General features: G+C 68.1%; 14 protein-coding genes and 4 pseudogenes. 13 read left to right on the top strand and 5 right to left on the bottom strand.

Features of this window, described 5'->3' with window-relative positions:
* Positions 1-748 precede the first annotated feature (748 nt).
* Complete coding sequence (locus J2X34_RS27400) at positions 749-1,279, top strand: DUF6262 family protein (protein WP_429520271.1); 531 nt, start codon at positions 749-751, stop codon at positions 1,277-1,279.
* A gap of 276 nt (positions 1,280-1,555) precedes the next feature.
* Here the strand turns inward: J2X34_RS27400 and J2X34_RS27395 are convergent, their stop codons facing one another.
* On the bottom strand, positions 1,556-2,365 hold the full coding sequence (locus tag J2X34_RS27395; RefSeq protein WP_114718936.1) for a ribosome hibernation promotion factor: 810 nt from the start codon (positions 2,363-2,365) through the stop codon (positions 1,556-1,558).
* 686 nt (positions 2,366-3,051) lie between these two features.
* Here J2X34_RS27395 and J2X34_RS27390 point away from each other — a divergent pair.
* The 5 genes and pseudogenes from J2X34_RS27390 (at position 3,052) to J2X34_RS27370 (ending at position 7,317) form a co-directional block, all read left to right on the top strand.
* Entirely contained in the window at positions 3,052-3,270 is a 219-nt protein-coding gene (locus J2X34_RS27390) for a hypothetical protein (RefSeq protein ID WP_114718937.1), read from the top strand.
* Positions 3,271-3,626: 356 nt separating this feature from the next.
* Positions 3,627-4,197: pseudogene (locus J2X34_RS27385) on the top strand (erythromycin esterase family protein); the annotation flags it as partial.
* Positions 4,198-4,242: 45 nt separating this feature from the next.
* The gene (locus J2X34_RS27380) at positions 4,243-4,506 is read left to right on the top strand and encodes a DUF1876 domain-containing protein (protein WP_429520270.1); all 264 of its coding nucleotides are present in this window, start codon (positions 4,243-4,245) and stop codon (positions 4,504-4,506) included.
* A 191-nt stretch (positions 4,507-4,697) separates the two neighbouring features.
* On the top strand, positions 4,698-6,104 hold the full coding sequence (locus J2X34_RS27375; protein WP_429520269.1) for a WS/DGAT/MGAT family O-acyltransferase: 1,407 nt from the start codon (positions 4,698-4,700) through the stop codon (positions 6,102-6,104).
* 65 nt (positions 6,105-6,169) lie between these two features.
* A pseudogene (locus tag J2X34_RS27370) lies at positions 6,170-7,317 on the top strand (serine hydrolase domain-containing protein).
* A gap of 35 nt (positions 7,318-7,352) precedes the next feature.
* Here the strand turns inward: J2X34_RS27370 and J2X34_RS27365 are convergent.
* On the bottom strand, positions 7,353-8,558 hold the full coding sequence (locus tag J2X34_RS27365) for an Ig-like domain-containing protein (RefSeq protein ID WP_258557625.1): 1,206 nt from the start codon (positions 8,556-8,558) through the stop codon (positions 7,353-7,355).
* A 276-nt stretch (positions 8,559-8,834) separates the two neighbouring features.
* Positions 8,835-9,065: pseudogene (locus J2X34_RS27360) on the bottom strand (ATP-binding protein); the annotation flags it as partial.
* Between the two features lie 977 nt (positions 9,066-10,042).
* Between J2X34_RS27360 and J2X34_RS27355 the strand changes: the two are divergent.
* The 7 genes and pseudogenes from J2X34_RS27355 to J2X34_RS27325 form a co-directional block, all read left to right on the top strand.
* A pseudogene (locus J2X34_RS27355) lies at positions 10,043-10,429 on the top strand (hypothetical protein); the annotation flags it as partial.
* Entirely contained in the window at positions 10,426-11,982 is a 1,557-nt protein-coding gene (locus J2X34_RS27350) for a DNA polymerase Y family protein (protein ID WP_429520268.1), read from the top strand. The pseudogene J2X34_RS27355 and the gene J2X34_RS27350, both read left to right, overlap by 4 nt.
* 48 nt (positions 11,983-12,030) lie before the next feature.
* The gene (locus J2X34_RS27345) at positions 12,031-14,148 is read left to right on the top strand and encodes a heavy metal translocating P-type ATPase (protein WP_429520267.1); all 2,118 of its coding nucleotides are present in this window, start codon (positions 12,031-12,033) and stop codon (positions 14,146-14,148) included.
* Positions 14,145-14,918, top strand: coding sequence for an alpha/beta fold hydrolase (locus J2X34_RS27340; RefSeq protein ID WP_114718943.1), 774 nt, complete (start codon positions 14,145-14,147; stop codon positions 14,916-14,918). Before J2X34_RS27345 ends, J2X34_RS27340 begins: the two co-directional genes overlap by 4 nt.
* A 29-nt stretch (positions 14,919-14,947) precedes the next feature.
* Entirely contained in the window at positions 14,948-15,448 is a 501-nt protein-coding gene (locus tag J2X34_RS27335; protein WP_397484289.1) for a hypothetical protein, read from the top strand.
* A 2-nt stretch (positions 15,449-15,450) separates the two neighbouring features.
* Complete coding sequence (locus J2X34_RS27330) at positions 15,451-16,023, top strand: YdeI/OmpD-associated family protein (protein ID WP_114718945.1); 573 nt, start codon at positions 15,451-15,453, stop codon at positions 16,021-16,023.
* A gap of 21 nt (positions 16,024-16,044) precedes the next feature.
* Positions 16,045-16,962, top strand: coding sequence for a sucrase ferredoxin (locus tag J2X34_RS27325; RefSeq protein WP_181818664.1), 918 nt, complete (start codon positions 16,045-16,047; stop codon positions 16,960-16,962).
* Between the two features lie 10 nt (positions 16,963-16,972).
* On the opposite strand, the gene J2X34_RS27320 is transcribed toward J2X34_RS27325, so the two are convergent.
* Both J2X34_RS27320 and J2X34_RS27315 read right to left on the bottom strand, forming a co-directional pair.
* On the bottom strand, positions 16,973-18,454 hold the full coding sequence (locus J2X34_RS27320; RefSeq protein WP_114718946.1) for a flavin-containing monooxygenase: 1,482 nt from the start codon (positions 18,452-18,454) through the stop codon (positions 16,973-16,975).
* Between the two features lie 139 nt (positions 18,455-18,593).
* Complete coding sequence (locus J2X34_RS27315; protein WP_429520266.1) at positions 18,594-20,594, bottom strand: SDR family oxidoreductase; 2,001 nt, start codon at positions 20,592-20,594, stop codon at positions 18,594-18,596.
* Positions 20,595-20,815 lie beyond the last annotated feature (221 nt).

Raw genomic sequence — 20,815 nt, 5'->3', positions numbered from 1 at the left:
TGGGTTCCTGATCAGTCACGTATTCGAGGTTAGTGGATCGGCGGGGTTCGTCTTGACGTGCTGACACGCAGGAGCTTTACTGGAACTGATTCGAAAACATGTTCGAATCGACTGTGTGCCGCGTCTTCCCCGTGCGCGCCGAACATCGGAAGAACCAGAAGTGTGCCCCGGGGAGCAGATATGACCGAACCAGCCCAGCTGCCTGTATCCCCGCCTTCCGTCTCCGCCGAGTTGTCGGGGTTGTCGGGCCTGACGCGTCAGCAGCGCCTGGAATACCTGCGTCGGCGGATCGCGGCGGTGCCGGCGAAGGGCGAATCGAGTGCCGTCGACGCGGCAGGCGAAAGCACTGCTCGACGCCGAACACGTGGCGCCGTGCCGTCGGCGAAATCGCAGTCCCGCACGGCGCATGCAGCGAGCCGAGCAACGTCACAGCGGGCGGGGAGGACTGCCCGGTCCGCTTCCGCTGTGTCGGCTGTTCGCACTTCTCGACCGATGAGTCCTACCTGCCAGACCTCGAGGCATACCTCGCCGACTTGCTGCGCAGCCGCGAACGACTTCGCGGCACGCTTGTTGCCACGACTGGGCCAAGGCAGAGGCCATGCCGTCGGACGAGGAGATCACCCGTATTCGCCGCCTGATCTCCCGTATCCAAGCCGATATCCGACGCGCTCGCAACCAGGTTGCCGGTCTCGCATACCGGATCCGCCAGCGAGTTCCCGACATCCGGCCAGACAGGGGGGCGTGACCGATGGCCGATCCGATAATCGAGGGCCGCCGCGCGGACTCCGCGCGGCGACGGCAACGAGTGATCAAGGCACTCAACGCCGCGGGTGCGGAAGGGACCGAGATCAGCGTCTCTGCGATCGCCCGTGCTGCCGGTGTCGACCGCACCTTCCTCTACCGGCACAAGGACCTGCTCGCCCAGATCCACACGGCTCAGACGGCGCCGCCAGCGACTGCAGGAAGCCCGGCACCCGTGACGCGCGACTCCCTGAAAGCCGACCTCGCCGACGTCCAACAGCGCATCACGCGCTTGGCCGCGCACAACAGGCAGCTGCAGCGCAGACTGTCCGAACTGCTCGGCGAACAGGCATGGCGCGAATCCGGACTCGGTGCGCCGACCGACATCGACCAACTGCAGCACCCCATCACGATGCTCGAGCAGCACGTCGTCGAACTCACCGGCCTACTCGAGGAACGAAACCAGGAACTCGATGCGGCCCGGGCCGCGAACCGAGAACTCTTCGCGAACATGAACAGGCCGGGGATCACCCGCTGACGTGGACGGTAGCGAACTCTCAGCGATAGCAGTTCACCGGTAATTGGTGCGGGTCGACGGGATGCCGACCCGCACCGCTCCTCGAGACCGCACCGTTGTGTGCAGTCGTTGTGGATGCCACTCGTATACCGGCCTGATCAACGAGTGGCGCGGTCGTCGCATCTGAAGGAACGACCGAAGCGCGGCGCCGCGCGGCCGCGGCGCAGGCCAGATATCACACCGGCCCGTTACTCGGGCGTGGTTCCTCGCGCGGGCCCGGCATCATATTGGTCTGCTTCACCTTTCGGTGCTTGGGGTGATCAGGCCGTAGTGGCCGTCGTAGCGGCGATACAGGATGTTGCCGCGCCCGGTGCCGGCGTCGAGGAAGAACAGGAAGGGCCGGCCGAGGGCGTTGAGCTGTTCGACCGCCTGCTGTGTGGTCAGCCGAGGCGCGGTGTGCGGGCTGATCGTGAGCGGCACTTGATACGCGGCGAGGTCGGATGGCTGTGGGGGCGTCAGCTGAGCCAGCCGGTATCCGGTGGGCTCGTCGCGGTACAGGACGCTGTCCCGGCCGGTGCCTTCCTCGGTGAACAGGTGGAAGTCGTAGTCGAGCATGTCCATGTCGAACGCGGCCTCGTCGATGGTGCAGGTCGCCAGCGTGTAGGCCTTGTGCCGGACGATCTTCCGTTGCGCCTCGGGTCGGGGAAAGTAGTCGGGCCGATGGGTGGGTTCGGATATGTGCCGCCATTCGTGTGGCTCGGCTGACGGCCCCTTGCCGCGCTTGGCCTCCCAGTGTTCGGCAGCACGTTCGAGTTGCCGCCGCAGGCGAGCTTCGAGCTTGTCGACCGTTTCGCGGGTGTTGGGGCCGGCTGCCTGCGCGCGCACCGTCTTCCCGTCGGCATCGAGATTGGCCTGGGCGAGCACCGGTTTCTCCAGCGCGGGGTCGGTGTATTTGGTGAGCTTGACGTGAGCGGACAGCAGCGGCCGGTGGGCCAGACGGCCCAGGCCGCCGATCTTGTAGTTGACATAGTCCTCGGCGCCCGGCAGATCGCCGTGTTTGGTGACCTCGATCGGGAACGTCGGGGGCAGCTCGGGTCGGTGTCTCATTGGGCCATTGCTACGCCGGGCGGCGCGGCACCGGAAGGGCCGAACGGCCCGAGCGCGGCTTTTGGGCCCGGTTTGCACGGTACGTTCGCTGGTCTGACCGAGCCGGCCCCGTCGTGTCGCCGGTGCCGCACCCTCGTGTGGATCTGCGCGCTTCTGGCCGTGTCCGCGGTGGCGGTCGCCGCGCCGCTACGGCTGTGGGATGCGGAGGCCTTCCCGGCTGGCATGCCAGCGAGTAGCGCTACATCTTGGGGACCGGCCCACATGATGGGCGTGCCCCTCGCAGTCGCGGGCGCGCCCATGCTCGTGCTCCGGCCATCTACCGGTCGCTGGTCACGGATGGGCAGCAATCGCCATGCCGCGCACGACGGTGCGCACGGATCCGGGGGACACCGTCCGACAACAGGTGCGACGCCTGCACAAGATATGTTGATGCGCAACATGATCGGTGTAGCGTCGACGCTGCTTCCCGGCGGATGGTGACCATTTCCTCAATAGGGGCGACGGCCCGCAGCATAACCAAACGCATCGTGCCCGGTGGGGTTGTGGGTGTCGGGCGGTACGTGACGGGTGCGCTACGTGGTGCCGTTCCGTGTTCACCATGCGCGTTGCGGTGTTTGTGTCACGTTCCGAGCGCAGGTTCGTGACATTGCTCGTCCTGGCTGCCGGCGGGTGCCTATGTTGTGTTTATGGCGCAGGAACGGGAGATCATCGCGTTCGATGTCGTCGAGCGTGGGGATGTCGGTGTGGGCGTGGTGGAACGCCTCGCGCAGGAGGTGTGGCGGTCGATGTCGGCGGACCAGGAGGGTGCGTGTGACCACCCTCGGTGGATCACCAGCGGTCCGGTCCCGGATGTCGAGGGCTACACCTCGCACCGATTCGAGGGCACCGTGCACGCCGACAAGTAGAGGCATTCGACGACCCTTTTGCGGGCTCGGATCCGCCGGCATTTGGGACTGCCGCGCGAAAGGGAGGCAGGTTGTCACCTATTTGTGCAGCTGTCCCACGATCGTATCGTGCCGGAACGATCCGGGCATCGCCCGAAACGCCCAGATCGTCATGCCGCCTGTTCCGCTATCGCCCCTGAGTTCCCTGCAATTCCGTTGCAGCAGTGTGGATTCGTGTAGGAGTGGCATGATCGAGGTCGGCATAACGACTGTAGAATTCGGTGACGTCGACCGGGGTCAATCCACGCCCGTACTCGGGGTCAGCTCAGAGACCATCCGGTTAACGAGGTACCGGGAGCATTCCGGGATACGCAACAAAGGCGGCCGACCGGGCACGTGGGCGGTACGCATGCTTCGACCAGGTCCCGAGTAGTGACGGCCAGGCATACGGGTACGCCGCCGCCTTCGGCGCCGGGAAGTCCTGCGAGACTGAGGTTGTCGACCAGCTGCGGGAGCTGCAGCGCCACGCCATCGACTACGTCCGAGCTGACGGAGTCACCGCCGAGGACGAGCAGTTCTATGCCGAGCACAACGCCTGGAGCGTCCGCAACGCCGAGGAATACTATCGGGCGATGTTCCGGGGGCACGTAACGTCCTGGAACCTCCGCGACCTCCATATGGCCGACACCCTCGACGCCCTGATCACCCACCTCGACCGCCACCACGACAACTCGTCACGCGTCACGCGTCATCGTGTGGGCCCACAACTCCCACGTCGGCGACGCGCACGCCACCGAAGCCGGCGCCCACGGCGAACTCACACTCGGGCACCTGATCCGTGAGCGGCATCGAGACCAGTGCCGACTCATCGGGTTCACCACGCACCACGGAACCGTCACCGCCGCAAGCGAATGGGGAGGCATCGCCGAACGCAAGATCGTCCGCCCCGACGTCACCTCGATCCCGAAGGCGCGGTCCGCGAAGGAGTAGTTCATGAGCGACAAGACCTGGATGATCGATGTCACGATCGACGAACATGATCGTCGGACCCGGGCGAAGGCATCCCTGACGATCGGTCCGTCCAGGCTCGTCGGCGTCGGATTCACGAGGCGAGATCCAGCAGACCCGGAGGTGCCGGTGATCGGTGACGAACTCGCCACTGCGCGGGCTCTCAGGGATCTCGCGAATCAACTGGTTGCGACGACATCCAAGGACATCGAGAACGCTACGCATCAGCCCACCCGGTTGATGCGATGATCGTCGCGGTTCCAGGTGATGCGTTCGGCTGGATCCGCGGCGAACGTTGAGCAGAAGCGCTCCAGCCCGGACCCGGGTCGGCGAGGGGGATCGCCCGACGGCGCCGGGCGCGTACGCAGGTCTGGACGGGCGACCTCCGATGGTGCAAGGCTGAGGGGAAGCCCGCTGGGTGCGCGCCGCGGAGGTGCCTGATGGAGTTGATGTCGCCCGTCGACCTGGCGTTGCTCGTGGGGGAGATCGGTTCGCGCACCCTGCACGTAGCTGCCCTGATGGTGTTCGATCCGGCCGAAGACCAGCACGAGACCTTCGTCGAAGCGGCCTACCGGCAAGCCCTGACCTATACGAGTGTGCACCCGGCGCTCATGCGCAGGCCCGTCGCGAGACTGTCCACGGCCGGCATACCCACGTGGGAGACGGTCGACCGTCTGGACATGAGCTGGCACCTGCGGTGGTCGGCGTTGGCTCCTCCGGGCGGAGACGCGGAGCTCCACCAGCTGGTCGCACGACTGCACGAGAGCCAGCTCGACCGCTCCAGACCGCTGTGGAGCGCCCATCTGATCGAGGGTCTGTCCGGAGGGCGATTCGCCCTTTACGTGAAGATCCATCACGCGCTCCTCGACGGCATGTCCGGGATACGTCTCATCGAGCGTTCGCTGAGCACCGATCCGCTCGAACGCGGCAAGCCGGTTCCTCTCACGCGCGACGGTGAGGAGCCCCTGACGAGTCCCGCCCGAGACGGATGGGGGTCGTTGGGCCGCTCTGTCCGCCGGGCCCGCGACCTTGCCGAGGGGATGGTCGCCGCGGTGGAGATTCTCGGCAAGGCCCTGTTCGGAGAGGCGGGCAAGGTCGCCGCGGGTCTGAGGTCGGAGGCCACCGTGTTGCCGATGCAGGCCCCTCGGAGTGTCCTGAACGCAAAGATCACCTCAGCGCGGACGTTCTCCGCCCGTTCGTGGCCGAAGGCCAGGATCAGGTCCGTTCAGGATGCGACCGGAGCTTCCTGCGGTGATGTGATCCTCGCGATGTGCGCGGGCGCGCTGCGGGCCTGGCTACTCGAGCGGGGCGAGTTGCCGGACGCGCCGCTGGTTGCCTTGGTGCCGGTTGCGCAGCGCAGACGCACGGACGCCGATTCGGGTGGTAATTCCGTGGGGGTGGCGCTGTGCAACCTCGGAACGGACTTGGCAGACCCCCTCGACCGACTGGACCTGATCGTACGGTCGATGACCGACGCCAAGAAGCGGATTCACGAGCAGGGTTTGTACCCGTCGCTGGTAACGGCCGTGCCGGACCTCGTCCCGAACCTGACGACGATATTGCCGCTCGACCCTCACCTGCGGCCCACGTTCAATCTGGTGATCTCGAACATTCCGGGTCCCCGGCAGTGGTTGTACTGGAACGGCGCGCCGCTGCGGCAGCTGTACCCGGTCTCCGTCGTCTTCGACGGCATCGACCTCAACATCACGGTCTGTCACTACGCGGACGAGCTCCAGTTCGGTTGCATCGGCGCTCCGGAATCAGTTCCGCACATCGAGCGTTTGATTGAAGCGCTGGAGGAAGCGTTGTGTGACCTCGAGACCGCGACAGCACGGGATGGATCATGAACAATCCAGCCGTTCATCCCGACCGTCCCACCCTGGTGCCTGCGCCGCCGCTCGTGACAGGCGCGATGCGCATCGACTCCCGATTCCGGGCACTAGCTGCCCAGTTCTTCGACCTGTTCCACGGATCCCGCGACGGCGGCGGCGCACTCGCCGTCTACCTGCACGGGGAGCGGGTGCTCGATGTGTGGGGCGGTTGGGCGAGGCCGACCGGTGGACGAAGGACACCGTCGCACTGTCTTTCTCGACCGGAAAGGGCGTCGCCAGCACCGTGCTACATCGTCTGGCGGAGCGCGGGATCATCGACTACGACGCCACCGTCGCTCGGTACTGGCCCGAGTTCGCCGCCGCGGGCAAGGACGCGATCACCGTCCGGGATCTGATGAGCCATCGTGCCGGGCTGCACCGGGTGCGGGGCCTGGTTTCCGGTCCGCTGGGATTGATGGACCATGCCGCCGTCACCGCGGCGCTGGCCGCCAGCGCGCCGGATCCCCGCAGTCCGATGCTGCCCGGGTACCACGCGGTCACCTACGGCACGTTGGTTGCGGAGCTGCTCGCGCGAGCCACCGGCAAGCCGTTCGCCGAGTTGGTGCGCACCGAGATCGCCGAGCCGCTCGGCGTCCCCGAATTCTGGTTTGTCGTTCCGCCCGAGCAGCGATACCGGATCGCCAAGTCGTTCCCACGGATCAACCCGTTCCGACTGTCGTGGGATACGACCTCGTTTGTGCTTTCCCGGATACCGGGGCTCAGGGGCGTCGCCGATGCCGGAATGCCGCGGGGATTCGACGAACTCGTCCGCAACCCAGCCATCCACGACGTCGCCATGCCGGGATGGAACGGCGTCTTCAACGCTCGTGCGCTCGCCAAGATGTACGGGGCGCTCGCCAATGGCGGCAGCGTCGAGGGCATCCAGTTCCTGCGATCGGAGACTGTCGCGCAATTGAGCGAGGTGCAGACCACCGACCGGGACTTCGTCCTTGGCATCCGGACGAACTGGCGGCTCGGTTATCACGCCGCCCTCGTCGCCAGCCGGACGCAGTACGAACATGCCTTCGGCCACTACGGACTCGGTGGGTCCGGCGCATTCGCCGACTCCAAGTCGGGTCTGGCACTGGCCTTCGTGACCAATCGGATGGGAAACGCGCTGACCCCGTTGACCGACCTGCGGATGTTGCGGCTGGGTGCGCAGGCCCAGTCGATCGCACGACGACTGTGACCTCGTCGGTCACGGTCCCGGCGGCGCGAGGGTTCTCACTTCCCGCGTGAACGGGTCCGGCCGACCACGAGGAGCGTCGCGACGGCGGCGGCGCCGAGGGCGATCAACACTGCGGTCTTCGGAACCCGGTTCGCGCTCGGCTCGTCCGATCCCGTCACCGTCATGGTGCGCACCTCCGACGTCGACGGGGTGGTGCCGGGGGCGCCCGAGTACACCGCCCCGATCTTGTGCTCACCGGCATCGGCGAAGGTGTGTGACACCGACGCCCGTCCGTCGACCACGCTGACGGGGCCGTCAAGATCGACGCCGTCGATCCGGAACTGCACCGTGCCGCCGCCGGGCGCCGGCGAGACAGTGGCAGACAGGGTGACCGACGTCCCGGTGGGCACCGACTCCGGTGCCGACACCACCGTCGACGTCTTCACATCGGTTGGACTCGAGATGGCGACAGTCGCCACGGGGTCGGCCCCACCGTTCAGCGGTCCGGTGGTTGTGTCTCTCGGCGAACACCGGGTCGCGGCCCAGTGGGTCCCGAACAGCGATGCCTTGGCGAGTGAGGTGTTGAAGTTCGCATCGTTGTCGAAGTCGCCGGCCGCGCCCGCAGTCCTGAGCTTCGGTGCGATCACGCCGGATTCGCCGGCGATCATCGTGACCTCGACGGCGGGCATCTGGAACCAGGTGTCCCCGTTGGGGTTGGTTGAGCCGTCGAGGTTCTTGGAGTTCTTCGGAACCCGGATGCCACCCTCGCTGTCGGTGCTCGACGATGGACTGTTTCCGATCACCTCGTTGTTCCCGGACAATCGCAGAACGCCACCCGAGACATCGTTGACGACACCGTTGTCGTCGACGCGAAGCACGTTCGGTGCGACGTTGTCCAGGTTGATGCCCGTGCCGGCCACTACCGTGGCGCCGACGAAGACCGCATTGGCCGGGATCTCGAAGTCGTTCTTCAGTCGGGAGACGCTGATGGTGGTCGCCCCCGAGCTCGAGGAGGGGTAGGACTGCGGACCTGTCTGAATTCGATAGGTGAACCGCTGTCCCGGTTCGACGGTGGCCGGTGCCTCGACGGTGACCATGTCCGTTCTGAGATTGTCGACGTCGACGACGGAAGACGCCCGGCAGGATTCGTTGAACGACACCTCAACAGGTGCGGCGAATGCGATGGACGATCCCAGTATCAGGCTCGAAGCGATCGTGGCCGCAGTAACCGGGGGCATCCAGCGTCGTGGCGTCGAGAACACGAATCGCTCCTCCTCTGGCTCTCCCGTCGTACCGAGCGGAGGAACCGCCATAGGTGCACTGATGGTGACTTGGCTGACGTTAGTTGTCGTTCGCCGGTCTCGGTGTCACTTCGACCACTTGCGGGGACAGGCTGGGCCGGACCGGCATCAGACCGTGCACTCCAAGTTGATTCCTGTCGTAACGGCGAGGTCGGCGATCAGGACAGTGACGACCGCCGGACAAGTGCCTGGCGGGCTCGAGCCGGTGACGTCCGACCGCTGCCACCGAGTGCTTCCTCACGGCTGATCTGGGCGGAGGGGCAACGTGATGGTGAAGGTACTTCCCGTTCCCGGTCCATCACTGGTGACAGTGATGTGACCACGCGGCGCCTCGATGAGCACCTTGGCGATCGCGAGGCCGATCCGGGCTCCGCCATGCCCGCGGTCGCGTGCCACATCGAGCCGGTGAACCCGTGCGAATGCATGCGGGAGGTGTTCGGCGGAGATCCCGTCGCCGGTGTCGGCCACCATTTTCATTGCCCAACTCGGCTATCCAATGTGAGCCAAACGATCTGGAGCTGGATCCCTCATGGACCAGGATGTGTGGCCGGAGCTGGTGCTCGAGAGAACCAGGCGTCCAGCGCGAGGTCGAATGCCCTTGCCGGAGACCCGAACATCTAGGTGAATGGACTGGATGCGGCCGACTCCGCCTTCGATTCCGCCGTAGGCGGCCGGTCTGGAATCCAGTCGAAGATCAGGTCCGGGCCAGTCGCCGCTGGTGACCACCAACACGGAGCGGTGGCTGCGGACACGCGCTACGAGAGGTCGGGAGCGGCTCGGTGATATGGCGGCACCGGAAAGGTCGAGTACCACCATGTCGAGCCCGTCAAGGAGCACGCCGAGCACCTTCAACGCGTTATCTCCAGCGTCAGGGATGTGCGCCAGACGGGACAGGTCCGCGCCCATCTCCACCGCGGCAAGCCAACAGAGCTGGCGGTACCCGATAACCGCAGCGAACGTCCCATCCTGGGTGGCTGCTGCCAGCATGCCGAGTAGGAGCGAGGTGCCAGAGCACGCAACGACGGTGCCCTTGGGTAGACCTCTGGCGGGTAGCAGTTGCTCCAGGCCTCCGGGTGCCGCGAGTACATCTCTTCCGCACTGGGGATTCAGTGCCTTGTGATCAGTTGTGCGCGAAGAAATCGCGGCCATCTGCGATCGCAGCCTCTCGAGCTGTTCTCCCAAGGGCAGTGCGGCAAGCGGCGTACTCGTCTCCGCTGTGGTGGCGTTTCCCCCTAGCCCTTCGTTCGAACGCATGTTCTAATTATTGCATGCGTGTGGTCACGCTTGTCCAGCACTTTCCTGGCGTGCATCCGTTGCCGGCGTGCGCCTGGGTTCGTATCTGCGCTCATCTTCAGTGCCACGCCTGTGGTGATCTGCTACCTTCTCCGGAGGGTGCACTGAGCTGCGAAAACTCCTCTGAAAGTGTCGCGCCACAGCCTTGGACCCCGAGAGAAGTCGCGGCGGTTCTGCTCGACGGCATGGACCTGGTGGTTCTGGGGTTGGGTGGGATGTTGGTGCCGCCGTCGCGGGCCCGGGCCGTGGTGGCTCGCGCGCGCAGCAAGCAGTCCACGTTGGTGGTCACCGACGGGCACTGGGGCGGGGCGGAGGTCCGGCTGGACGCGCAGGTGCGCGGCTACGACGGGGTGGGGCGCGGCGCGGACGTCGGACGTGGCCGGGTGTGTTCGGTCCGGTTGGCGGTGCGGGCGCAGGGGCGGGCGCAGGGGCGGGCCTTCCGGCCGCGGACCACGTGCCTGGATGTGTGTTCGATGCAGGGGCGCGTCGAGTGGGTGCCGGAGGCGGTCGCGCTCACGCCGGACGTGGTGGCGCTGTGAGCTCGCGGGTGCTGGCGGTGTGGTGCCCGGACTGGCCCGCGGTGGCCGCGGCCGCGGCGGCGGATCTGCCGGCCACCCGGCCGGTGGCGGTGTTGCTGGCCAATCGGGTGATCGCGTGCTCGGCGCCGGCCCGGGCGGACGGGGTGCGTCGTGGGCTGCGGCGTCGGGAGGCGCAGGCGCGTTGTCCGGAACTGCATGTGGCGCAGGCCGATCCGGAGCGTGACGCGCGGCTGTTCGAGCCCGTCGCTGCCGCCGTGGACGAGGCCGCGCCCGGGGTGGAGGTGCTGCGCCCCGGTCTGCTGGTGTTGGCGGCTCGCGGCGCGAGCCGGTACTTCGGCTCGGAGGAGGCCGCGGCCGAACGGTTGGTGGACGTGGTGGCGGCGGCCGGTGCGGAGTGTCAGATCGGCATCGCCGACGAACTGTCCACCGCGGTGATCGCGGCGCGCCACGCGGCGCTGGTGCCGGCCGGGGAGGGGGCGCGGTTTCTGGCCCCGCTGCCGATCGCCGAGATCGCGGCCGAACCCAGCCTCGCGGCAGCGGACCGGGCCGACCTGGTCGATCTGCTGCGCCGACTCGGGCTGCGCACCGTCGGATCCTTCGCGGCGCTGTCCGGGGTGGATGTGGCGTCGCGGTTCGGCGCCGACGCCGTCCGCGCGCACCGGACTGCCCGCGGCGAACCGGAACGCCCACCGTCGGCGCGGGCGCTGCCCCCCGACCTGGAGGTGGAGCAGCAGTGTGATCCGCCGATCGACCGGATCGACGCCGCGGCCTTCGCGGGCCGGGCCATGGCCGAGCGACTGCACGCGAAACTGTCGGGCGCCGCGGTCGCGTGTACGCGACTACAGGTGTCGGCGACCACCGGCAACGGTGAGCACCTGACCCGGACGTGGCGGTGCGCCGAACCGCTGACGCCGGAGGGCACCGCGGACCGGGTGCGTTGGCAGTTGGACGGTTGGCTCACCGGCCGCAGCGGGTCCCGGCCCACCGCGGGGATCACCGTCCTGCGTCTCGAACCGGTGGAGGTGGTGGCTGCCGGGGCCCTGCAACTGGGGCTCTGGGGTGGTGTCGGAGAGGAGGACGAACGAGCCCGCCGGGCCCTGATCCGCGTGCAGGGTCTGCTCGGCGGCGAATCGGTGCGGGTGGGTGTGCTCAGTGGCGGTCGGGGGCCGGCGGAACGAATCACGTTGGTGCCGTTGGGAGGCGAGCTGGTACCGGAATCCGACCCCACCGCGCCGTGGCCGGGACGACTCCCCGAACCGGCGCCGGCGACGGTGCTGCCGAACATCCCGACGGTGTCGCTCGAGGACCGCGCGGGTGGTGCGGTGCAGGTCACCGAGCGGGGGGAGTTCAGCGCCGTTCCCGCACGGCTGCGGTGGGGGAGCCGGGACTGGGAGGTACAGGGGTGGGCGGGACCGTGGCCGGTGGACGAACGCTGGTGGGACGTCTCGGCGGCGCGGGCGGCCGCGCGCGCGCAGGTGCTGCTCGCCGAGTCGCGGGCGTTGCTTCTGATCTGCGAGGGAGGAAGGTGGGGTGTGGAGGGCATCTACGAGTAGCCGATCCACCCTTGCTCTATACCCATGGGGGGTATACCTTCAGTGGGTATGAACCCAAGTGGAGAAGCAGTTCACGAACACCACGCGGCGGATACTTCCGGTCACGAGGGTTCGGAACACGCGCATCATTCAGGTCACGCCGGTCACGGCGGGCACGCCGGTCACGGTGATCATGTCGCCCAGTTCCGCACGCTCTTCTGGATCATGCTGATTCTGTCCGTCCCCGTCGTCGGGGCGAACATGATGTTCGCGGATCTGGTCGGCTACACGTTGCCGGACAACCCTGCGGTGGAATGGATTTCGCCGCTGCTCGGCACTGTCATGTTCGTGTGGGGCGGCCGCCCCTTCCTGACCGGCGCGGTGAGCGAACTCCGTGCCCGGCAGCCCGGGATGATGCTGCTGATCGCGCTCGCGATCACCGTCGCATTCGTCTCGTCGTGGGGGTCGAGCCTCGGCATCCTGGGCCACGACCTGGACTTCTGGTGGGAACTGGCCCTCCTCATCGTGATCATGCTGCTCGGGCACTGGATCGAGATGCGGTCGCTGGGGCAGGCCTCGAGTGCGTTGGATTCGCTCGCCGCCCTGCTGCCCGACGAGGCCGAGCGCATCGGCGACGACGGCGCGGTCACCACGGTCTCGACCGCCGATCTCGTGGCCGGCGATGTCGTGATGGTGCGCCCCGGCGGCCGCATCCCCGCCGACGGCCGGATCGTCGAGGGCGCCGGTGACCTGGACGAATCCATGATCACCGGCGAGTCCCGCACGGTGCGCCGCGGGCTGGGCGACACGGTCGTCGCGGGCACGGTGTCGACGGATTCCGCGCTGCGGATCGAGATCACCGCGGTCGGCGACGACACCGCGCTCGCCGGCATCCAGCGTCTGGTCGCCGAGGCGCAGAACTCGTCGTCGCGGGCGCAGGTCCTCGCCGATCGGGCCGCGGCCATGCTGTTCTGGTTCGCGTTGGGCGCCGCGGTGGTCACGCTGGCGGTGTGGTCGATCTTCGGTACCCCCGACGAGGCCATCACCCGGACCATCACGGTCCTGGTCATCGCGTGCCCGCACGCTCTCGGTCTGGCGATTCCGCTGGTGGTGTCGATCGCGACCGAGCGCGCGGCCCGTGCCGGTGTGCTGATCACCGACCGGCGTGCGCTCGAGGCCATGCGCACCGTCGACACCGTGCTGTTCGACAAGACCGGCACCCTCACCAAGGGCGAACCGGCGCTGGTCGCGGCCACCGCGGTCGCCGGACGGGACGACGACACCGTCATCGCGCTCGCGGCCGCGGTGGAGCGCGACAGCGAGCATCCGCTGGGCCGCGCGATCGTCGCGGCCGCCGAGCATCGCGGGTTGCGCGTCCCGCAGGCCACCGAGTTTCAGGCCCGCAACGGCGTCGGCGTCACGGCTATCGTCGACGGCGCGAGCGTCAGCGTCGGCGGGCCCGGCATGCTCCACAGCCACCGTGCGTCCGCCCTGCCCGAGACGGAGGAGTGGGCGTCGCACGGCTCGACGGTGCTGCACGTGCTCCGCGACGGTCGGGTGATCGGTGCGGTCGCGCTGGCCGACGAGATCCGGCCCGAGTCTCGCGACGCGATCGAGGCGCTGCATGCCCGCGGGGTACGCGTCGTGATGCTCACCGGCGATGCGGAGGCGGTCGCGCGGGCCGTGGGCGACGACCTCGGCATCGACGAGGTGATCGCCGGCGTGCTGCCGCAGGACAAGGGCGCCAAGGTCAAGGAGTTGCAGGCCGCGGGGCGCAGGGTCGCGATGGTGGGCGACGGCGTCAACGATGCGCCCGCGCTCGCGCAGGCCGACGTCGGCATCGCGATCGGTGCCGGCACCGACGTCGCGATCGCGTCGGCCGGGGTGGTGCTGGTCAGCGACGATCCCCGTGCGGTGGTGTCGGTGATCGAACTGTCCCACGCGACGTACCGGAAGATGGTGCAGAACCTGGCGTGGGCGGCGGGCTACAACGTGATCTCGGTGCCGCTCGCGGCCGGTGTCCTCGCGCCGGTCGGGTTCGTGCTGCCGATGGAGGTGGGCGCGATCCTGATGTCGGCGTCCACCGTCGTCGTCGCGGCGAACGCACAGTTGCTGCGCCGGTTGAAGCTCGAACCGCAACGGCTGACCCGCTCGGTTCCGGAACGGGAGCACGATTACGCTCGATGATCGTGGAGATGACCGAGACGACAGTCACCCGGAGTGGCCACACGATCGCCTACCGCGACAGTGGTGCCACAGGATCTGCTGTGGCACATCCTGTTCCGGTGATCCTGGTGCACGGGATGGGCGGCGACAGTCGCACGTGGGACCGGTTCGCGCGGGCCGTCGCCGGTCGTGGGCGGCGGGTGCTGGCGGTGGACCTGCGCGGTCACGGCCGCAGCGCGCACGCCGAGTCGTACCTGTTCGGGGAGTTCGGCGACGACATCCTCGGCCTGTGCGAGGACCTCGGCTTCGGCAGCGTGGACCTGGTGGGGCACTCGCTCGGCGGGCACGCCGTCTCGCTGGTCGCGCAGCAGCGTCCGGACCTGGTCCGTCGCCTCGTGCTCGAGGAATCACCGTTGCCGTTGCGCCCCGGCGATCCGATCCCGAACTTCGGCGGCAGGCTGCCGTCGTTGGTGGAACTGTGGCACGCCGCCTCCAGCATGTTGCGCAGCCCGCGGGCGGTGTGGGCGTTCGACCGGTCGATGACGGCGTCGGCGCTCACCCAGTTCCACGAGCCCAATCCGTCATGGTGGCAACGGCTCCCGGACATCGAGGCGCGGACGCTGATCCTGCGCGGTGGCCCCGCCGGCATGGTGGATCCGGTGCTGCTCGACGCCGCGGTCACCGCGATCCGCGACTGCGAGGTGGTGTCGTTCACGAGCGGGCACAGCATCCATCGCGACCGGTACCGGGACTTCGAGGCCGCGGTCCTGCCGTTCCTGATGGCGCACTGACGTCGGTCCCGCGTGGCAGTATGCGGGACATGGCATTCCTTCGTGCAGATCGGAAGCTCATCGCGTGGTCGGTGGCGTATGTCGTGTCGCAGGCCAACATCGCGCGCCTGCTCGGCCCGGTCGGGGTGAAGCTGCTGAAGACGCAGACGGCGCCGTCGGCGCGGGCGTACCGGGCGGTGCTGGACGGCATGGACGCGGGCGAGATCGCGCGCTACCGCAGCCACTTCTACCCGGACTTCGTGCACCCCGTCATCTACGCCACCGCGCTGCGGGTGGGGGCCCGGCGGCTCGACGAGCTGACGCCGCTGTCCCCGGCGACGAAGCGGATGCTGCTCGCGGCTCCCGTCGCCGCGGCCGCGGGCGACTACGTCGAGAACGTCGCCGGGCTCTACCTGCTCGATCACCGGGACCGCATCAGCGACACCACCGTGCGGGCCGCCACCGCGGTCAGCACCACCAAGTGGGTCCTCGGGCTCGGCGCCTTCGCGTATCTGGTGCAGGGTTTCGTGCGGGTCTGGGCGAGGCACTGATCGTGGCGGCCGAACTGCCCGTCGAGTACTTCGCCGACCAGGCCGAGTTCCGAGAGTGGCTGTGCGCCAACGTGTCGTCGCCCGGTGTGCTCGTGAAGATCGCCCGCAAGGATTCTCGGCAAACGTCCGTGACGTACGCCGAGGCGGTCGAGGTTGCGCTGTGCTTCGGCTGGATCGACAGTCAGGCCCGCAGGCTCGACGAGGACTTCCGGGTGCAGCGGTTCACGCCGCGCACCGCCCGCAGCCCCTGGTCCGAGCGCAACAGGGATGCCGTGGAGGCGTTGATCGAGCGCGGCCTGGTGGAACCGGAGGGGCTGGCGGCGGTGGAGGCGGCCAAGGCCGACGGCCGGTGGGACCGGGCGTACGCGGGACCGAGGACGGCACAGGTGCCGCAGGACCTGCTCGACGCCCTCGCCGCGAACCCGGCCGCGGAGGCGTTCTTCGCGACCCTCGACAGTCGCAACCGGTTCGCGGCGCTGTACCGCATCCAGGACGCGAAGCGTCCCGAGACGCGGGCCCGGCGGATCGCCACCTTCGTCGAGCAGTTCGCCGAGGGCCGCAGGTTCTACGAGTGAGCGCCGGTACACAATGGCGGGGTGAGTGAATCGGTACCGCAGGCCGGCCCCAACACGTGCTCCGTGCTGTCGGCGGACGAACCGCTGCCGGGCACCGCGGCTCAGGTCGCGGGCTGGGTGTGCATCGAGTACCCGGGCGCGTGGGGCCGCGACGTCCTCGACGGCACCGCGCTGGGCGCGGAACTGGCCGGTGAGCTGGCGGACCGCGCCGACGCGGCGGGGGTGCGCATCATGTTCATCCGCCGTCCCGGACGCAGCGAGGTGGCGCGCGGCGGTCGCACGGTGCTGTTGGCGAACTCGCACCCGGACCACTCGTGGTGCGAGCGCCTCGAAATCGGAGATGTCTCCGACCTGCTCGACGTCGATCTGATGCAGGTTCGTGGCCGCGCACCCGGGCTGGGGGAGCGGGTGCCCGGGCCGGTGGTGCTGGTGTGCGCGCACGGCAAAAGGGATCAGTGCTGCGCGGTGCTCGGACGTCCGGTGGCGGCGGCGCTCACCGCGGAGTTCGGCGACGCCGTGTGGGAGTGCTCGCACACCGGTGGCCACCGGTTCGCGCCGTCGTTGATCCTGCTGCCCAGCGGCAACACGTACGGGCGGCTGGGCCCGGACGACAGCGCGCGGGCCGTCCGGGCCGCCGCGGACGGTCGGGTGTACCTGCCGGGACTGCGGGGACGGAGCATCTGGAGCCCGCGCGGCCAGGTCGCCGAGGTGACGGTGCGACAGGACGTGCCGGCCCGTACTGACGAGCTGGTGGTCGACGAACGGACCGCCGATCCGGTGGTGGCACACCGCGACGGTCGACGGTGGCGAGTCTCACTCGAGCAGCGGGAGCTCGCGGCCCGCCCCGCGAGCTGCGGCGCCGAGGCCAAGCTCGTGCGGCCGGTGGTGGCGGTGAGCATGCAGGAACTCCCCGCCGAGGTGCCGGCGGGGAGTTCCTAGCGACGTCGGCTCAGCCGGACAGTTCGGTCGAGCGTTCGGTCCGCGGCGGGTGCGCCCGCGTGATCCGAGGTCCGATGGGCGTCACGTTCCGCGGCGCGGGTGAATCCTGCTTCGCCGAATCGCCCGTGCCGAAATCGTTGTTCAGGAACGATTCCGCGGAATCGTCGAGAATGTTCAGCCACTCGTCGTGCAACGGCGGGGCAATCGTGCCGGTCAGCGTCGACACGTAGCTGCAATTCCGGTAGCCCATGATGTCGGCCTTCTTGTCCTTCTTCCACTGCTTGAAAAGCTCGCCCTGCTTTTCGACGTGGAATTCGGGGTAGTCGGTCCGATCCACCAGATCGCGAATGTAAGCGGCCTGGAAATCGATTTCCTCGACGGCAGTCGAAAGTTCTTCCTCGCGGGCCCGCCATTCCTGGATATCCCGTTCCCGCGTCTCGGTGTCTGGCAATTCGATCCGGCCGAGAATGACGTCGCGCGCAAACCAGGCCTGCGCATCGAACATGTTGAACGTGAAGTACTGGTCCTGCATGCCGAGGAAGAACAGACGCGAGTTCTCCTGCGAGACGACGCCCTTGTACATGCCGGTCGGGTACAGGCGGTTGTTCGTGCGCAACGCCAGCTCGTCGGGCAGGAACGGGAAGTGGTGCTGGTAGCCGGTGCACAGGACGATCGCGTCGACCTCGCGGGTGCTGCCGTCCTGGAAACGTGCGGTGTGGCCGTCGATCCCGGTCAGCACGGGCACCTCGGAGAAGCCCTCGGGCCAGTCGTGGCCCATGGGCGCCGAGCGGTAGCTGAAGGTGACCTCGGCGGCGCCGTACTTGAAGCACTGCGTCCCGATGTCCTCGGCCGAGTAACTGCTGCCGATCAGCAGAAGCCGTTTACCTGTGAATTCTCGGGCGTCACGAAAGTCGTGAGCATGCAGCACGCGGCCCGGGAAGTCGTCGAGGCCCTCGAAGTGCGGAACATTCGGAGTGGAGAAGTGTCCGGTTCCGACCACGACATAGTCGAAGAGTTCGGTCTCGAGCGAGCCGGACTTGTGGTCGGCGACGGTCACCGCGAACTTTCCGGTGTCACCCTCGCTCTCGGGTTCGACGTACTCCACCCAGCGGACGGCGGTGTCGAAGCGGATGTACTTGCGCACATCGCTCTGATCGACCCGGCCCATGATGTAGTCGTGTACGACGGCACGCGGCGGGTACGACGGAATCGGTCGGCCGAAATGTTCCTCGAAAGAATAGTCGGCGAACTCCAGGCATTCCTTCGGTCCGTTCGACCAGAGGAAGCGGTACATGCTTCCGTGCACTGGTTCGCCGTTTTGGTCGAGCCCGGTGCGCCACGTGTAGTTCCACATGCCGCCCAGATCGCTCTGCTTTTCGTAACAAACAATTTCGGGCATCGACCCAAGACCTGATTTACGTGCCGACTCGAATGCCCTCAACTGTGCGAGGCCACTCGGACCGGCTCCCAAAATCGCGATCCTTGGCGTCAAAGTCTTCTCCCTATTTTCGTTGGTCCCCTATCTTGCTTAGCACAGCGAAAGACGGTTTGGCGAACTCGGCGGCTCGTTCGGAATCGAAATTCTGTGCGATTTTCGGGGCGAAATAGGGCGGTTCACCAGCGCATATGCGTCACCAGTGCACGCCCGGAACCAGTCGGGTGAGACGACGGGCGAAGCGGGCCGCCGACGCTGTCGGACCGGTCGGTCGGCGGGCGTCCCGCGGGGCCTCGAGGAGGGGTACCGGCCGGGGTGCGGGGCCGGCCTCGCCGCGGGCGGCCGGGGAGTCCGGGAAGGCGTGATACATCCGAGATAGTGCGAGGTCCTTCATTCGCGGCGCGAAGATGGCACCGAACTCGGCCAGGGTTCCGATGGGGACGTCGATGCGCTTGGGGCGTTCGATCAGGGCGCGGACCACCATCGCCGCAGCCTTCTCGGCACTCACCGCGCGGCCGGCGTTGTACTGCCCGGTCGGCGCGATCATCGGGGTTTCCACGAGCGGCATGTGGATCGTGGTGAACGTGATCCCGTCCGACAGGGTCTCGGCCGCGGCCACGTCGGCGAAGGCGTCGAGCGCGGACTTGCTCGCGACGTAGGCCGCGAACCGCGGCGTCCGGGCCTGGACGCCGGCGGTGCTGATGTCGACGATGTGGCCGAAGCGTCGCTCGCGCATGTGCGGTAGCAGCGCGAGGACCATGCGGACAGCGCCGAAGTAGTTGACGGCCATGGTGCGCTCGAAGTCGTGCAGGCGGTCGGTCGAGCGGTAGATACCTCGGCGGATGGACCGACCCGCATTGTTCACGAGCATGTCCACGTGATCGTGTTCGGTGAGGATCGACTTGACGGTACGGTCGACCGCCTCGGTGTCGGTGAGGTCGCACGGGTACCCGAACGCGGACCCGCCGGCCTCGCGGATCTGCGACACCACGGCGTCCAGTTCGTCGGCGCGACGAGCGAGAAGCAGCACGGTCGCGCCCTTCGCGGCGGTGGCGATCGCGGTGGCCCGTCCGATGCCGGAGGAGGCGCCGGTGATGACGACGTGACGGTTCACGAGCGGACCGGCCGGATCGTCGCGGCGGGCCCGGTCGGGGTCGAGGTGCTCACGCCAGTACGACCACAGCCTCGCCGCGTACGACGGGAACGGGGGTACGGCGATTCCGCTGTCCTGCAGTGCTTCCTGGGTCTGGTCGGTGGTGAACCGGGTCGGCAGGGTGAGGTGGTCGAGCAGCAGCGGCGGGATGCCCATGCGACGCAGCACGAGGTTGCGGGTGGGCCGTATCCGATCCGGTGGGTTCAGCAGGGGCGCGGCCAGGGCGCCGGGTAGATCGGCTACCGGTGTCGGCGCGTGGGCGGCGTCGGCGAGCGCGGCGTAGATCTGCCGGACCGGTTGTGACTCGGGAGAGACGAGGTGGAAGGCGCGGCCGTCGAGGCCGGGGCGGAGCATGAGTTCGACGATCGCCGCCGCGACGAAGTCCACCGGAACCACGTTGGTGTATCCGAGTCTCGGGACCGCGACGGGAAGGACGGACGGAAGCTTCGCGAGTGCGGCGAGGGCGGGGAAGAAGTAGTACGGCCCGTCGATCTTGTCCATTTCGCCGGTGACCGAGCTGCCCACCACGGCCGCCGGCCGGTAGATGCGCCACGGCACCGTCGACGCGCGCACCAGCCGCTCGGCCTCGAACTTGGTGCGGTGGTACGGCGTCGGGAATCCCTGGCCCAGGTCGAAGTCACTCTCGGTGAACCGTCCGCGGTGATCGCCTGCCACCGCGATCGACGAGACATGGTGCAGCGTCGCGCCGATCCGGGCGGTCAGCTCGATCACCGATCGGGTGCCGTCGATGTTCGTCGCCGCCTGCTCGTCCCCGGCGGTGAGGTCGTAGATCGCGCCGAGATGCAGCACGTGGTCGGCGTCCGGAGGTGGGGCGTCGAGTCCCAGTCCGGGCTCGGTGAGGTCCCCGACCAGCGCGTGGACGCGGTCGCCGTCCGGCCACGAGTGCGACATCCGTTCGAGCTTCGACACCGACCCGGGGCGGACCAGGACGTGGATCTCGGCGGCGGGATCGCGCTCGAGCAGCCGTTCGATCGTGTGTCTGCCGAGGAACCCGGTGCCGCCCGTGACGATGTACGTGGCCATACCCGGAACTTACTCCGAAGTAAGGAGTGGTGCCAGGGTAATCGGGGCGGCTTTCGGTGGTCGGAACGGTGGCGGCCACGGCGACTAGCGGCGGCCTCGCCGGTTCATCGACGCGGCCGCACGACTAGATCCGCTCGATGATGGTGCCCGTCGCGAGTGCGCCGCCCGCGCACATCGTGATCAGGGCGGTCGAGCCGTCGCGGCGCTCGAGTTCGTGCAGC

The organism is Rhodococcus sp. BE178 (assembly GCF_050433545.1).
Taxonomy (GTDB): Bacteria; Actinomycetota; Actinomycetes; order Mycobacteriales; family Mycobacteriaceae; genus Prescottella.
This window is presented reverse-complemented; position numbering and strand designations above follow the sequence as displayed.

What these genes read in the sequence shown, in the direction of transcription:
- J2X34_RS27400 (WP_429520271.1), top strand. Translation starts at nt 749, where the DNA reads ATGGCCGATCCGATAATCGAGGGCCGCCGCGCGGACTCCGCGCGGCGA.
- J2X34_RS27395 (WP_114718936.1), bottom strand. Translation starts at nt 2,365, where the DNA reads ATGAGACACCGACCCGAGCTGCCCCCGACGTTCCCGATCGAGGTCACC.
- J2X34_RS27390 (WP_114718937.1), top strand. Translation starts at nt 3,052, where the DNA reads ATGGCGCAGGAACGGGAGATCATCGCGTTCGATGTCGTCGAGCGTGGG.
- J2X34_RS27380 (WP_429520270.1), top strand. Translation starts at nt 4,243, where the DNA reads ATGAGCGACAAGACCTGGATGATCGATGTCACGATCGACGAACATGAT.
- J2X34_RS27375 (WP_429520269.1), top strand. Translation starts at nt 4,698, where the DNA reads ATGGAGTTGATGTCGCCCGTCGACCTGGCGTTGCTCGTGGGGGAGATC.
- J2X34_RS27345 (WP_429520267.1), top strand. Translation starts at nt 12,031, where the DNA reads ATGAACCCAAGTGGAGAAGCAGTTCACGAACACCACGCGGCGGATACT.
- J2X34_RS27340 (WP_114718943.1), top strand. Translation starts at nt 14,145, where the DNA reads ATGATCGTGGAGATGACCGAGACGACAGTCACCCGGAGTGGCCACACG.
- J2X34_RS27335 (WP_397484289.1), top strand. Translation starts at nt 14,948, where the DNA reads ATGGCATTCCTTCGTGCAGATCGGAAGCTCATCGCGTGGTCGGTGGCG.
- J2X34_RS27315 (WP_429520266.1), bottom strand. Translation starts at nt 20,594, where the DNA reads ATGGCCACGTACATCGTCACGGGCGGCACCGGGTTCCTCGGCAGACAC.